The 14,119-nt window shown below is 43.7% G+C and carries 13 protein-coding genes; 1 reads left to right on the top strand and 12 read right to left on the bottom strand.

Features of this window, described 5'->3' with window-relative positions:
- Nucleotides 1-32: 32 nt before the first annotated feature.
- From ilvC to ilvB, 3 genes are all read right to left on the bottom strand, one after another.
- A complete protein-coding gene (gene ilvC / locus M3636_RS12970) occupies nt 33-1,025 on the bottom strand; it encodes a ketol-acid reductoisomerase (RefSeq protein ID WP_056698659.1) in 993 nt (330 codons plus the stop codon).
- Nucleotides 1,026-1,260: 235 nt separating this feature from the next.
- Nucleotides 1,261-1,743, bottom strand: a complete 483-nt coding sequence (gene ilvN / locus M3636_RS12965; protein WP_251382815.1) for an acetolactate synthase small subunit — start codon at nt 1,741-1,743, stop codon at nt 1,261-1,263.
- A complete protein-coding gene (gene ilvB, locus M3636_RS12960) occupies nt 1,740-3,491 on the bottom strand; it encodes a biosynthetic-type acetolactate synthase large subunit (RefSeq protein WP_128101060.1) in 1,752 nt (583 codons plus the stop codon). Before ilvB ends, ilvN begins: the two co-directional genes overlap by 4 nt.
- Nucleotides 3,492-4,089: 598 nt before the next feature.
- Here ilvB and M3636_RS12955 point away from each other — a divergent pair.
- Entirely contained in the window at nt 4,090-4,536 is a 447-nt protein-coding gene (locus M3636_RS12955; RefSeq protein ID WP_251382814.1) for a GNAT family N-acetyltransferase, read from the top strand.
- 21 nt (nt 4,537-4,557) lie between these two features.
- Here M3636_RS12955 and M3636_RS12950 read toward each other — a convergent pair whose 3' ends face one another.
- The 9 genes from M3636_RS12950 to M3636_RS12910 form a co-directional block, all read right to left on the bottom strand.
- Nucleotides 4,558-4,938 (bottom strand): hypothetical protein, encoded by a 381-nt coding sequence (locus M3636_RS12950; protein ID WP_251382813.1) that lies wholly within the window; start codon nt 4,936-4,938, stop codon nt 4,558-4,560.
- A 203-nt stretch (nt 4,939-5,141) separates the two neighbouring features.
- On the bottom strand, nt 5,142-6,104 hold the full coding sequence (locus M3636_RS12945) for an ABC transporter permease (protein WP_128101057.1): 963 nt from the start codon (nt 6,102-6,104) through the stop codon (nt 5,142-5,144).
- Nucleotides 6,105-7,184: an ABC transporter permease gene (locus M3636_RS12940; protein WP_145047995.1), complete on the bottom strand. Its 1,080-nt coding sequence runs from the start codon at nt 7,182-7,184 to the stop codon at nt 6,105-6,107.
- A complete protein-coding gene (locus M3636_RS12935) occupies nt 7,177-8,715 on the bottom strand; it encodes an ABC transporter ATP-binding protein (RefSeq protein WP_145409160.1) in 1,539 nt (512 codons plus the stop codon). The genes M3636_RS12940 and M3636_RS12935 overlap by 8 nt, the downstream gene beginning before the upstream one ends.
- A gap of 232 nt (nt 8,716-8,947) precedes the next feature.
- Complete coding sequence (locus M3636_RS12930; RefSeq protein ID WP_145409159.1) at nt 8,948-9,988, bottom strand: BMP family lipoprotein; 1,041 nt, start codon at nt 9,986-9,988, stop codon at nt 8,948-8,950.
- Between the two features lie 553 nt (nt 9,989-10,541).
- Nucleotides 10,542-10,901 (bottom strand): 50S ribosomal protein L20, encoded by a 360-nt coding sequence (rplT, locus tag M3636_RS12925; protein WP_095288335.1) that lies wholly within the window; start codon nt 10,899-10,901, stop codon nt 10,542-10,544.
- A gap of 89 nt (nt 10,902-10,990) precedes the next feature.
- Nucleotides 10,991-11,194 carry a 50S ribosomal protein L35 gene (gene rpmI, locus M3636_RS12920; protein WP_017689665.1) on the bottom strand — a complete coding sequence of 68 codons (204 nt, stop codon included), beginning with the start codon at nt 11,192-11,194 and terminating at the stop codon, nt 10,991-10,993.
- A 24-nt stretch (nt 11,195-11,218) separates the two neighbouring features.
- The gene (gene infC / locus M3636_RS12915) at nt 11,219-11,713 is read right to left on the bottom strand and encodes a translation initiation factor IF-3 (RefSeq protein ID WP_128104375.1); all 495 of its coding nucleotides are present in this window, start codon (nt 11,711-11,713) and stop codon (nt 11,219-11,221) included.
- A gap of 324 nt (nt 11,714-12,037) precedes the next feature.
- Complete coding sequence (locus tag M3636_RS12910) at nt 12,038-13,276, bottom strand: glycosyltransferase family 2 protein (RefSeq protein ID WP_128101055.1); 1,239 nt, start codon at nt 13,274-13,276, stop codon at nt 12,038-12,040.
- Between the last annotated feature and the right edge of the window lie 843 nt (nt 13,277-14,119).

Raw genomic sequence — 14,119 nt, 5'->3', positions numbered from 1 at the left:
TGTGAATTGCTATAATTCCTTAAACGAGATGCTTATTTCTTGATCCAGTGCATCATCTCACGCAATTGTCCGCCAACCACTTCGATTGGGTGTTCAGCTTCGTTGCGACGAGTTGCTGTCAAGAATGCGCGTCCGGATTGGTTTTCCAAGATGAAGTCGCGTGCGAATTTACCTTGTTGGATATCCGTCAGTACTTCTTTCATTGCTTTCTTCGTATCTTCAGTTACAACGCGAGGTCCAGTTACATAGTCACCGTATTCAGCTGTATTACTGATGGAATCACGCATACTTGCAAGTCCACCTTCATACATCATGTCAACGATCAATTTCAGTTCGTGCAGACACTCGAAATATGCCATTTCAGGAGCGTATCCTGCTTCTGTCAACGTTTCGAATCCAGCTTTAACCAGGGCACTTACACCACCACACAGAACCGCTTGCTCACCGAACAAGTCTGTTTCTGTTTCTTCACGGAAAGAAGTTTCGATAACGCCTGCGCGTGTGCAACCGATACCTTTTGCATAAGCCAAACCAATTGCTTTTGCATTACCTGTTGCATCTTGCTCGATCGCGATCAGACCCGGTACACCGAATCCTTCCACGTAAGTACGACGTACCATGTGGCCAGGGGACTTAGGAGCTACCAGCAATACATCGCTGTTTTTTGGAGCAACGATTTGGCCGAAATGAACGTTGAAACCGTGGGAGAAGAGCAATGCAGCGCCTTCTTTGAGGTTTGGTTCGATTTCGTTTTTGTAAACAGAAGCTTGCGTTTCATCTGGCAACAAGATTTGAACGACATCCGCACGGCTAGTTGCTTCAGCTGGAGAAAGAACTTCAAATCCATCATTTTTTGCAGTATCGAAGGATTTACCTTCACGAAGTCCGATGACTACGTTCAATCCGCTATCACGCAAGTTTTGAGCTTGGGCATGACCCTGGCTACCGTAACCAATTACGGCAATCGTTTTTCCTTTCAATACGCTAAGCTCTGCATCCTGTTCATAATAAGTAGTTACTGGCATGTTTATAAGTCCTCCTTTGTATTGTAAAGAACCCTTCATTAATGAGCGGGTGTCTCAAGGGACCGACACGTTAAGTTGACTTAACGTGAGTTGGTCTGATTCGATCCGTTCAGACACCCGCTCGTTAATGCGGGTGTGTATTTCTCTTTTCAAGCGTTACATCACTAAAATGTTAAATTGCAAGCAATGCCGGATTTCGTCGTTCTCTACATTTTCAAAGAAAATTCATAATGATTTATGCGTTTCCTCTTACCAATGCCGTTACGCCTGTACGAGAGAGTTCACGAATACCGTACGGTTTAAGTAACTCTATCATGGCATCAATTTTGTCTGTATCTCCTACCACCTGCACCATCAGGCTAACAGGTCCGATATCGACTACGGCTGCTCTAAAAGTTTCCACAACACCCATAATCTCAGGCCGTTCGGATGGCTCTGCTTTTACTTTAATTAGCGCAAGCTCGCGAGCAACCATAGGTTTCAGGCTGAAATCAACAACTTTGATGACATCAATGATCTTGTACAATTGTTTCTCGATCTGTTCCAATGTTTTATCATCACCAATGGTGACAATGACCATCCGGGACAAACCCGGCTCTTCCGATTGACCCACCGTAATACTCTCAATGTTGTAACCGCGTCGACCAAACAAACCTGATACCCGCTGAAGGACGCCCGGCTGATCGTTGACCAAAATCGAAATTGTATGTCTAATCATTTCTCAGCATCCCCCATCAGCATTTGATCGATTGTCGCTCCTTGCGGAACCATTGGATATACGTTTTCTTCCTTACGTACAACAAACTCTACAACGACTGGTCCCGGTGTGTCCAGTGCTTCTTGCCAAGCTCGCTCCGCTTCTTCCTTGTTCGTAGCGCGCAATCCTTTAACACCGTAGGCTTCTGCCAATTTAACAAAATCAGGACTTCCCGCCAAATCAATGTGACTATAGCGATTCTCGTAGATAATTTCCTGCCACTGACGTACCATTCCAAGCACTTGGTTGTTGATAATAACAATCTTCACTGGAATGTTGTTAATTGCACAGATTGCTAGTTCTTGGGAACACATCTGCATTCCGCCGTCACCGTTAATGGAGATAACCAGTCTGTCTGGATTTGCCATTTGAGCACCGATTGCTGAAGGGAATCCGAAGCCCATTGTTCCCAAACCACCTGAGGTTACCCAAGAACGCGGCTGATTGAATTTGTAATATTGAGCTGCCCACATCTGGTGCTGCCCAACATCCGTCGTTACAATTGCTTCGCCCTTAGTTGTATCATTTAACAACTCGACAACCCATTGCGGTTTCAATTCTTCATCCGAATCCGTGTAACTGTAAGGTTTCTCTTGTTTCCATTGCTTGATCTGATCTCTCCATGCATCTGCACGCTCTGCACGCTGCACTTCTTTGTTCGCAATCTCAAGCACGGTCTTCACATCACCAACAATTGGAATATCTGTTGCAATGTTTTTACCAATTTCGGCTGGATCGATATCGATGTGTACAATTTTGGCGTGTGGCGCAAAACCGTCCAGTTTACCAGTAACCCGGTCATCGAAACGTGCTCCGATATTAATTAACAAATCCGATTGTTGGATAGCTAGATTCGAGGTATACGTACCATGCATCCCTGGCATCCCTGTCCACAATTCGTGTCCACTTGGGAAAGCGCCTAAACCCAGCAAAGTTGTTGTAATTGGAATACCTGTTTTCTCAACAAACTCGAAGAGTGCTTCGTGTCCACCAGAGTATACAACGCCTCCACCTGCAAGGATCATCGGCCGCTCTGCTTCTTGAATGGCTTGTGCCAAGCGATCAACCTGCAGTTTGTTCGGTACAGTACGAGGATTATACCCTCTAAGCGTAACAGGTTCAGTACTTGGCTCGAACAATGTTTTGTTCGCAGATACATCTTTTGGAATGTCGATCAGAACCGGACCTTTACGACCTGTATTAGCGATGTGGAATGCCTCGTGAATGACACGCGGTAGTTCCTTAACATCTTTTACCAAATAGCTGTGTTTCGTAATTGGCATTGTAATCCCCGTGATGTCTGCTTCTTGGAAAGCATCCGATCCGATCAGGCTGGAGACAACGTTACCTGTAATCACAACGAGAGGAACAGAGTCCATATACGCTGTTGCAATTCCAGTAACCAGATTGGTTGCCCCTGGTCCGGAAGTGGCGATACATACGCCTACCTTACCACTCGCACGTGCATATCCGTCAGCCGCATGAATGGCACCTTGTTCGTGACGAGTTAATACATGCTTGAAATCCTCGAAACCATACATCGCATCATAGATATAAAGTACTGCACCCCCAGGGTAACCGAAGACACAATCTACACCTTCCAGCAACAGGCTTCTTAGCAAAATCTCGGAACCGCTAATGACCTCCGGCTTCATCCATTTTTCACGTAATTCTTCTGTTGATCGTACTTCTGGAATTTGAGCACCCATTAGTCATCCTCCTCTCGAAATTCACACCATTCTGACATTAGAAGTTACAAAAAAAACCTTCCATCCCCTGCAAACAAGTTCATGCTTGCGAGGGACGAAAGGTTATCGCTTCCGTGGTACCACCCAACTTTGTCCGAAATTTCGCAATAACGGACCTTACCAGGTACAAAAAACAATAGTCCTAACGGACATATCCGTCATCTATACCTGTTGTCTGTAACGCAGACATACGATTTTCCCTAATAACCAGTTGGAGTGACATCCAATGCTTTTCAGGAAAACAGCTCCGAGGTGAGCTCGTATATAAGGGATAATGGTGGTGGTTTCAGCAGATCCAGCCACTCTCTGAGCAAAAGAGCCCTTAAAACTTCGTCCTCTTCATAGCCGATGAAATATTCTCGTTAAATGTTAGGAACATTATATGATTCCTCTGAGCGATAAGTCAATACCTGTTTTTGATAAAAATTTTAAACACACTCACTTTTCATCTCCAAGAACTAATGTAACCCCAACCTACTACTCTCATTCAGTCACCTTTTATCTTGCTCCAGGCATAGGATACACAAGCAGCATGACTGGTTAAGAGAGGAGGCTCCCTATGGTTATTCGGCAACGCAAATCTAAGCTGGATGACACTGCCATTATGAGACTGATTGATTCTCAACTTGTTCCCCTTTCTCATATGAGTGAAAGTGAAATCAATAAAATACGCAAAGAAATACCCCTGCGAATGAACAGGGGCATGACCTTTGTTGTCTCATCGGAGCCTGACCAAGAAGCAATCGCATTCATCCATTTTCTCATGCATGGTGAACTTCTGTATGTGGATATGATGGCCGTTGCCACAAAAGAGCAACGAAAGCGCTACGGACAAAACTTGTTACTCAAAGCCGAGCAATTCGCTGCATCAAGAGGCTGCAAAAGATCCAAGGTCATGGTCGATGAAGGGAACATGAAAGGTCTACACTTTTATCAAAAAAATGGCTATAGTACGATTCGCTATATTATGATTAGCCGATGCTACGAAATGGAAAAAAGAATCTGATTACACTAAAATGCGTAGTCCTTAAAAGAAACCTGGTGGACGTGGTCCTGGTCCATATGGTCCAAATCCAGAACCTGGTCCGTAACCTGGACCACCACCATATCCTGGACCCGGTTTCGGGCCTGGTCCGTAGCCAGGGCCGTAACCAGGACCATAACCACCTCCGAAACCTGGGCCTGACCCGTAAGCATAAGGTAAAGTCGCGATGGCGAGCAGATCAAATAAAACAAGTGGCAGAATTGCCTTTGTACGTACCTTCTTCCCATCCATCCGCTTCAAAACCAATTTATTTCCGGACACTTTCAGCAGCTTTCCGGTAACTCGAGTACCATCCTTTTTGACGGCAATAATATTTTTGCCTATCAATTTCCTAGCCGCATGACGCGTAACATGTTGTTTCATACTTTCCCCTCCTCCTCGCATCGTTCAGAACAGTGTATTCGTCCATGGCTCGCTTCGCCTGTTTCTTTGTCCCTACCACGAAATATGGGTTCAATGCCCAATCTAGAGATAATAACAAAAGTTCACTGTTACAGAAAAAAAAGACCCGCACATAGCGGATCTTTTGCAATGCAATTTGGAGTTGTTTAACATACTTGGCTTGTTTACCTTTTCCCTGGATCGTATGCCTCTCCAAGTGCAGACGGAGCAGAAGAACGCCCAACCGCTACAACAAGCACAATGATCGTGAGTAGATAAGGCAACATGAAAATAATTTCCTGGGGAATACTTTGAGACCAATCGAACAATTGCACATAGTTTCGAATGGCTTGTGAGAATCCGAAGAACAATGCTGCGATGAACGCACCAATCGGGTTCCACTTACCAAAGATCATTGCTGCAATCGCGATAAAACCTTGTCCAGAAACTGTGTTATGCGAGAATGTTCCTGTCGTCGTTAGTGTAATGGCAGCTCCACCAATTGCTGCGAGCGCACCACTGATCATTACGCCGACATAACGATATCTAAGCACCTTCACACCTACAGTATCCGCAGCACTTGGATGTTCCCCTACGGAACGAAGACGCAAACCAAACGGCGTTTTGTACATGATGTAATACGTCACAAATACAAACGCAATGGCCAGATATGTCGTTGGATATACGTTCTTGAACAGAGCTTCTCCAAGCAATGGAATATCTTGTAACAGGGGCACATTAAATTTGCTAAATCCTTGTACGAGCGGAGAATCCCCTGAACCTTCGAACAACAATTTAACCAAATACAGTGTACTACCTGCCGCCAAAAAGTTAATTACGATACCACTAATAATTTGGTCAGCCTTAAACGTGATTGAAGCAACCGCATGAATAAGCGATACAACTACGCCAAGTACAATGGCAAGCAGAACACCCATCCAAGCGGATGTTGTTCCGTCCATGCCTGCTTCTTGGGCATAGTGCGCACCAATACCCGCTGCGAACGCTCCAAATACCATGAAACCTTCAAGACCCAGGTTAGTTACACCTGATTTCTCTGAGAAAATACCACCCAAGGATGCAAAAATCAATGCCGTGGCAAAGACAAGCGTCGTATTGATAATTTGCCCGATTGTCAACAAGTCCATCTACAACACCTTCTCTTTCTTGCGCTTGGAATAGAACGGTTTAAGTACCCAGCGCACGATGCCTTGTGCCGCAATGAAGAAGATAATCGAACCGATAACAATCCGAATAATCTCGGGTGGTACATCCGCGGCAAAGCTCATTCCCGCAGAACCGTAAGTGAGCGTACCGAACAGCAACGCACCTAGAAGCACACCAAATGGGTGATTCAAACCAATCAAAGCAACCGCGATCCCATCAAAACCTGTTCCCGGTGAACCGGACATAACGGTTTGGTATTGGAATACACCCAACACTTGGAATGCTCCACCTAAACCAGCAAGCATACCACTAATGAACATCGCTTTGACAATGTTACGGTTGACATGCATACCCGCATATTCAGCTGCATTCGGGTTGTATCCTACAGCACGAATTTCATATCCTTGTTTCGTTTTCCACATATAGATGTAGAAGAGCACAGCCAGAACAATGGCTATTATCGTTCCCATGTGTACACGAGAGTTACCCATTAACTCAGACAACCACGCGATACTGATCGATGCTGATTCACCAATATTTTGTGAGCGGTTCTCCCCTGGTTGCAGCAAGAACTGACGCACAATCAAGTTGGCCAAATACAGACCAATCCAGTTCAACATGATACTACTGATAACTTCATTGACGCCACGCTTAGCTTTCAAATAACCTGCAATAGCTGCCCACAGTCCACCAAATACTGCACCTGCGATCAAAGCGAGTGGAGCATGAATGAAGATCGGTAGTCCTGTAAATTTCACACCTACAAATGTTGCTGCTGTCATACCAACGAGGAATTGTCCTTCTCCCCCGATATTAAACAAACCAGCGCGAGATGCAAAGGCAAAGGCAAGTCCAGTCATAATAAGCGGAGTCATCTCACGCACAGCTTCACCGAAGTTGTACATGTCTCCAAACACCTTTTTAAACAACGCACCATAAGCCTCAACTGGGTTATATCCACCAATCAGCATTACGATACCGCCCAGGATCAGACCCATAATAATCGCTACAACAGGTAAAATAAATGAATCACGGGTAAACCATTTTAATACGTTATTCATGCACTGTACCTCTCTTTTGGGTGCTGCCCGCCATCATCAAGCCGAGCTCCCTGTCATTGGTTTCTTCTGGCAGCACCTCGCCTACGATCTCTCCCTCATAAATGACAGCAATCCGATCGGAGACATTGATAATTTCGTCCAACTCGAATGAAATCAATAGCACTGCTTTCCCCTGATCACGTTGTGCAATCAATTGCTTCTGTACAAACTCGATCGCCCCTACGTCCAAACCACGGGTTGGCTGAGCAGCAATCAACAGTTCTGGGTTTTTATCAACCTCACGGGCAATAATAGCCTTTTGTTGGTTACCTCCAGACAGGGAACGTGCTTTGGTTTCAATACTCGGTGTACGCACGTCAAATGCCTCGACAAGACGCTTCGCTTGCTTTTTAATTGCATCGAAGTTCAAGAAGCCTTTACGTGTGTATGGCGATTTATAATACGACTCCAGTACGATATTTTCGCTGACTGAAAAATCAAGAACAAGTCCATGTTTATGACGATCTTCAGGGATATGAGCTACGCCCGATTCCGAGATACGTCGTGGAGAAAGATTAGCAAGCTCTTTGCCTTGCAGCTTAATAGAGCCACTCTCTATTTTGCGTAGCCCCGTAAGTGCTTCAATCAACTCACTCTGTCCATTACCATCTACCCCAGCGATACCGACAATCTCTCCTGCACGCACATTGAGGTTCAGCTTATTAAGAACAGGCATGTCCTCTTTGTTTCTAGCCGTCAACTGGCTAACTTCCAGAATGTTAGCACCTGGTGTAGCTGGCTTCTTATCGACCTTAAACGTGACATTACGTCCTACCATTTTTTCGGCTAGTTCATTCGGATTAGTCTCCGCAGTCTTCACTGAATCGATGACTTTACCACGACGAATAATCGTTACGGTATCGGAGATTTCCATAATTTCTTTCAGCTTATGTGTGATCAAAATAATGGACTTACCTTCAGCTACGAGCTTTTTCATAATGATCATCAGTTCTTTGATCTCCTGAGGCGTCAAGACTGCTGTAGGCTCGTCAAAAATCAGAATATCAGCGCCACGGTACAAGGTCTTCACGATCTCTACACGTTGCTGCATTCCGACCGAAATATCATGTATTTTGGCATGTGGATTCACTTTCAAACCATATTGCTCAGACAGACGCTGCACTTCTGCAGCAGCTTTTTTATAATTAATGTTGAGACCCTTTGTTGGCTCAGATCCCAAAATAATGTTCTCTGTTACCGTGAACGGCTGTACGAGCTTAAAGTGCTGATGCACCATACCGATTCCCAGATCGATGGCCTTGTTCGGACTATCGATGATCACCGGCTTGCCATTCACCTCAATGGAACCTTCATCTGGCTGATAGAGACCAAATACAATATTCATCAATGTTGATTTACCAGCGCCGTTTTCGCCTAGTAGAGCATGAATCTCGCCTTTACGAAGCTGAAGGCTGATGGCGTCGTTGGCAACAATGCCTGGAAAACGCTTCGTGATTTGTTTTAACTCAACGACGGGGGTTGCTGCACCCATGTAATCACCCTTATACCTGATATAGTGTGGTTCCACAAACGTAAGAAAAACGTCTAGCGACGTTTATTAGGAATAATAACTGCCATTCAAACAGCGATTTCTTGCTTATAGGCTTACTTCACTGTGCGTGTGGATCAGATGATTCTCAGATGCTAGAACAAGTCTCATGACAATCATAAGGCCGGTCAAGACCGGCCTCTATGACTATTCATTTGCATAACTTTGAAATCAATTACTCAGTAGGTATTTTGATTTCGCCGTTGATGATTTTTTCTTTGTACTCGTCAACTTTAGCAAGTACATCAGCAGGAACGTTAGCAGTAGAAGTATCAGCGATACCTACACCGTTTTCTTTCAGTGTCAGGTTCTCAGAACCACCAGCAAATGTACCATCAACAACTTCTTGGTTTACGCGTTTAACCGCTTCGTCAACTTTTTTGATCATGGAAGTCAAAGTGATCTCATCGCCGAACTCAAGAGATTGGTCTTTATCAACACCGATAACCCATACTTCTTGGCCTTGTTTCTTACGAGCGCTTGCTTCGTTAAACACACCGTTACCAGTTGCGCCAGAAGCGTGGAAGATGATGTCTACGCCTTCGTTGTAAAGTGTTGCTGCTGCTGCTTTACCAAGGTCAGGTTTATCAAATGCACCTGTGTAGTTGGAGATGAATTGAGCGTCAGGGTTAACTGCTTTTACGCCTTCTCTGAATCCAACTTCAAACTTTTTGATCAGTGGGCTTTCCATACCGCCTACAAAACCAATTTTGTTTGTTTTCGTTGTCAGACCTGCAACAACACCAACCAAGAAAGATCCTTCTTCTTCAGCGAAAGTTACAGATTTAACGTTGGGAGAATCCACTACGCTGTCAATGATCGCGAGTTTGGAATCTGGGTTTTGGTCAGCAACCGTTTTGATTGCATCAGCCAATTGGAAACCGATACCCCAAGTCAGGTCATATCCACCTTTAACGAACTCGTTCAAGTTAGGAATGTACTCTTCATCGGATTTACTTTGCAGGTATTTAACAGCTACACCTGTTTCAGTTTCAGTTGCTTGCAGAGCTTCCCAAGCGGATTGGTTAAAGGACTTATCGTTAACTCCACCTACGTCAGTTACCATACCAATTTTCAAATCGGATTTCGCTTCAGTAGCTTCGCCACCTGTAGTTCCTCCGGCATTCGTTTCTTCTTTTGGTTTGCTTCCGCAACCTGCGAGCATTACGGATACTGCCAGCAACATGACCAAAGACAAGCTGAGCATCTTCTTCATTTTCTTTAGTTCCCCCTTAATGATATATACCTAATTTCTACTCCGTTCCATATTGCTCGGAAGAACAGATGCCAAGCACGGTTTAGTTATGGAATGTATGCTTAATTCGACATATTAAACACATTCCACCCTTAACTTTACCGGATCAACTGTCGAAAAACCGAACATTATGACTAGAGAGAAAAGTTTAGGACTTGCCTACTAGAGGTGATTATACATTTAACCAGTGTTAAAATCTAGATGTTTCATAACCAAAAAGCACTTATTTTTGCACTTTTATTGTTGAAAGCGCTTAAAAATTTAGCAGTTTAACACGCTAACGTTACAACGATGTGATGTTATATAACAAATATATTCCATAATGAGGATCATCAACTAAAAATAAACCATTTTCATTTGTACTATTTGATTATCCAACTTTTATGTACTACCATAATACTGCCATACCTTTAACCGCCATTTTCAGTGTGCCCTTCCTGACAGTTGTATATTCTTTACGCAGAATCTGGCGTAAAAAAAGCCGCCTAGGTACGGCGGCTTGTATAAATATAGTTTAGGCGTTGATTTTACCTTTAGCTACAGTAGCCAAAGAGTTGAACGCATTGATGTCGTTAACGGCCAGATCAGCCAACATTTTGCGGTTCATATCTACACCAGCAAGTTTCAATCCATGAATCAATTTGTTGTAAGACAAACCGTTTTGACGTGCTGCAGCATTGATACGAACGATCCACAGTCTGCGGAAGTTACGTTTTGTGTTGCGACGGTCACGGTATGCGTACACCAAAGATTTCATTACTTGCTCGTTAGCTGTTTTAAAAATGCGGTGTTTGGAACCGAAATAACCTCTTGCCAGTTTCAAAACCTTTTTATGACGACGACGTACTACAAAACCGCCTTTTACTCTTGCCATATTAAAGAACCTCCCAAATAAATATTAAATGTATCCGTGGTATGTGTACGGCCGTAGCCGATCCCCCATACGGAATGTACTGTACTGAATTAGCCTTTCAGGTTAGCCAAACCTTGTTTCAAACGTCTCACGTCACCTGCAGCCATAACTGGGTTACCATTCAGAACGCGCTTAGCACGTTTTGATTTGTGGGAAAGCAAGTGGTTTTTGTGAGCTTTGTAACGCAGGACTTTACCGGAACCGGTAATTTTGAAGCGTCCTTTCAAACTGCTGTGTGTTTTCATTTTAGGCATTTTGTGTTTCCTCCTTCAATGTTATCAGGCTTTAGGAGCCAGAATCATGATCATACTGCGGCCTTCCAATTTTGGTTGGCGCTCAATGGTGCAAAGCTCTTCAACCTCTACCTTAACGCGTTCCAAAATCCGTTGACCAATGGCGGCATGCGCAATTTCACGTCCGCGGTAACGAACAGAACATTTCACTTTGTCGCCGTCTTTCAAAAACTTAACTACATTACGAAGCTTCGTCTGATAATCATGCTCCTCAATATTGGAACGGAACCATACTTCTTTAATATCAACAATTTTCTGGTTCTTACGGGCTTCTTTCTCTTTCTTCTGTTGCTCATAGCGGAATTTGCCATAGTCCATGATGCGACACACCGGCGGTTTAGCCTGTGGTGCCACATTGACCAGATCCAAGTTCAGATCAATCGCCATTTGTAGTGCTTCACGAATCGGCTTGATCCCAATTTGTTCTCCTTCAGCTCCGACAAGGCGTACTTCCTTTGCCCGAATCTCATCATTAATCATGTGATCTTTACTAATAACCGTCCACCTCCAGGTCATTTTCAATACTGTACTGCAAAATTAAAAGGGATGCCGGTTAAGCTACCGACATCCCTGTAATCAACACAATTCTTCATGAGTATACACTTCATAAATTATTGGGATCGTTGACCAGCCAACAGTTGTTGGTCAGGTGAGAAGTCGGACTTCTTCTTGTGATTCCGTATCACTATTTGTTTAACGCACTTAAATACTATATCATCTGTCGCAGTCATTGTCAACGACTTTACAATTTTAATTTTACCCCATTGTAAACCCGCTCACTAACTACTCCGAAATATCCAAGCATTACCCTTGCTTGCTCTGTACCTCATCCAAGCGTACAACACGTGTATGTTGCGTGTGGCTCCACTGTTTGTTGTTCTGTGTGAAGAATGCATAGAACGTAATTGGGTACCAAGAGAGCAAGTAGATCGGGAACAACACCAGGTATAGATATACTTTGGCAAAAGTAACCTTCTCCAGCGCCATTGACAACAAGAACGTCAAAATGTTCAAACCGATGGCTACAAATCCTACCCATAATGGGAAGTACCCATACACATTGGCGATATTCGGACCGTTAAACACGGCTGTATCTACCCACATCACTGCCGTCAGCAAGAAGGTTAGCAATACTACATATACGTTGGCGCCATATACGGCAAGGTCAAATTTGACCAAACTTCTTTCTTTGATACTTTGCCACAGCAATGGGAAGAAATATCTCCGCGCAACAGTAAAGTGACCTTGCATCCAACGAAGACGTTGTCTAGCTGAAGCTTTAAACGTCAATGGTTTCTCATCGAACACCTTAGCGTCATAGTTGAAGACCGGATATACATTACGTTGCACACTACGCATCGTAAACTCTAGATCCTCTACCAAGCTTGTTGCTCCCCAACCAATATCTTTCAGCAAATTAGTCTCGAAGCACATTCCTGTACCTCCAAGGAAATTCGCCATGTTCAGGTTGTAACGAGACAACTGCCACAGACGGTTAATGTACCAGTACGATACACCATAAGCTGCTGTAATCCAAGAATCTTCTGGGTTCTTCGTGTCAATATAACCTTGGATCACGCGCGCTCCGTTGCAAAGATCATTGTTCATCTCAAGCAAAAAGTTACGATCTACCAGGTTATCCGCGTCAAACATCACAACTGCATCGTACTGACGTGGCAATTTCCACAGATATTTGAGCATCCACTCGATGGCATACCCTTTACCTCTAAGATCCGCATTCGTACGTACACATGCGTTCAATCCATGGTCTCTGACAATTTGAGCTGTTCCATCTGTACAATTATCACAGATAACAAATACATCGTACAGATCTTCCGGATAATCAAGTTCTTTCAAGTTCTCCATCAATGCACCAATGACCTGTTCCTCATTGTGCGCAGCGACCAGTACAGCAAATGACTTCGTCGCTGGGTAGTTTTTCTTTTTCTTTTTCTTATACAGACCGAACAGCGAAAACGTGAATTGGTACACGGCTAGCAGTGCCAATAGCACCTGCAGCGTGACGAATATAGCGTCCAACATCGTTCTCTGTTACCCCCTTTTATTCAAACCCTTTACTAAATACAAGCGTTTCTCTTCCTGCTTCTGCATCTTATTTTTTTGGTTGTGCAGAATATGACCCTGTTCTTTTGAGTACTACGTGAGTGCTTTGAACAATGTTTCAAACTTGGCTAGAACCTAATTGGCTGCTTTATCGATTTTGGATTCTTTTTAGCCATTTGTCAAAACCGCAATTTCACTTCCTGAAGCAGAAATGTGAACATTAAACGCTGAATTGGCACTCCGCGATGCTGTACACTTGCATTCATGCCAGTTATGTCTTATTTTCAGCCGTTTGCTTGTTTTTTATTTCTATAGTCCCTGCTTTTTTTCTACCAAGCCTATATAGCTTCAGAGTCTACACATCTAAATAACGCAAACCAAGCCCAAAAAGTTCAACAAAAGTTTAATATAAATCACACAATTTCTTACCTCATTTCGGCAGCATTGAATCATTGTATCTTTTTTGGCTCGTCCAAGTCAAAATGTTAAGTTGGGTTTTCATCCACTCTTTAACATGAATTTTACTTTCTTCACATGTCTTCTTCTTGAAAAGGACAACATTTAAAAATATGATAAACATATCCCTGAAATAGCCTAAGCATCTTAAAAAACGGTTATATAGTAATCAGGACAAAAAACCGGAACCAGAACTTACCCGGAAATACTGCCGCCAATTAGAGCGTGTCTAAAAATTCTGAAGAAAGCAGATTTTGCCGAAATTTCGTTCCAAGTAAGGAAGTTTTCAGCTGGCGTGCCCAGGCACGTCAAAGGAAAGTGACGCAGCAGGGAGCGAAATGCGGTACAAGATGCACTACAGCAATT

This window comes from Paenibacillus sp. MER 99-2 (genome assembly GCF_023714095.1).
Classification (GTDB): domain Bacteria; phylum Bacillota; class Bacilli; order Paenibacillales; family Paenibacillaceae; genus Paenibacillus.
The sequence above is the reverse complement of the archived record's forward strand: the minus strand, read 5'-3'. Positions and strand labels throughout refer to the sequence as shown.

Excerpts from the sequence above, each read along its gene's own strand:
- ilvC (WP_056698659.1), bottom strand. The coding sequence starts at position 1,025 with ATGCCAGTAACTACTTATTATGAACAGGATGCAGAGCTTAGCGTATTG.
- ilvN (WP_251382815.1), bottom strand. The coding sequence starts at position 1,743 with ATGATTAGACATACAATTTCGATTTTGGTCAACGATCAGCCGGGCGTC.
- ilvB (WP_128101060.1), bottom strand. The coding sequence starts at position 3,491 with ATGGGTGCTCAAATTCCAGAAGTACGATCAACAGAAGAATTACGTGAA.
- M3636_RS12955 (WP_251382814.1), top strand. The coding sequence starts at position 4,090 with ATGGTTATTCGGCAACGCAAATCTAAGCTGGATGACACTGCCATTATG.
- M3636_RS12950 (WP_251382813.1), bottom strand. The coding sequence starts at position 4,938 with ATGAAACAACATGTTACGCGTCATGCGGCTAGGAAATTGATAGGCAAA.
- M3636_RS12945 (WP_128101057.1), bottom strand. The coding sequence starts at position 6,104 with ATGGACTTGTTGACAATCGGGCAAATTATCAATACGACGCTTGTCTTT.
- M3636_RS12940 (WP_145047995.1), bottom strand. The coding sequence starts at position 7,184 with ATGAATAACGTATTAAAATGGTTTACCCGTGATTCATTTATTTTACCT.
- M3636_RS12935 (WP_145409160.1), bottom strand. The coding sequence starts at position 8,715 with ATGGGTGCAGCAACCCCCGTCGTTGAGTTAAAACAAATCACGAAGCGT.
- M3636_RS12930 (WP_145409159.1), bottom strand. The coding sequence starts at position 9,988 with ATGAAGAAGATGCTCAGCTTGTCTTTGGTCATGTTGCTGGCAGTATCC.
- rplT (WP_095288335.1), bottom strand. The coding sequence starts at position 10,901 with ATGGCAAGAGTAAAAGGCGGTTTTGTAGTACGTCGTCGTCATAAAAAG.
- rpmI (WP_017689665.1), bottom strand. The coding sequence starts at position 11,194 with ATGCCTAAAATGAAAACACACAGCAGTTTGAAAGGACGCTTCAAAATT.
- infC (WP_128104375.1), bottom strand. The coding sequence starts at position 11,713 with ATGATTAATGATGAGATTCGGGCAAAGGAAGTACGCCTTGTCGGAGCT.
- M3636_RS12910 (WP_128101055.1), bottom strand. The coding sequence starts at position 13,276 with ATGTTGGACGCTATATTCGTCACGCTGCAGGTGCTATTGGCACTGCTA.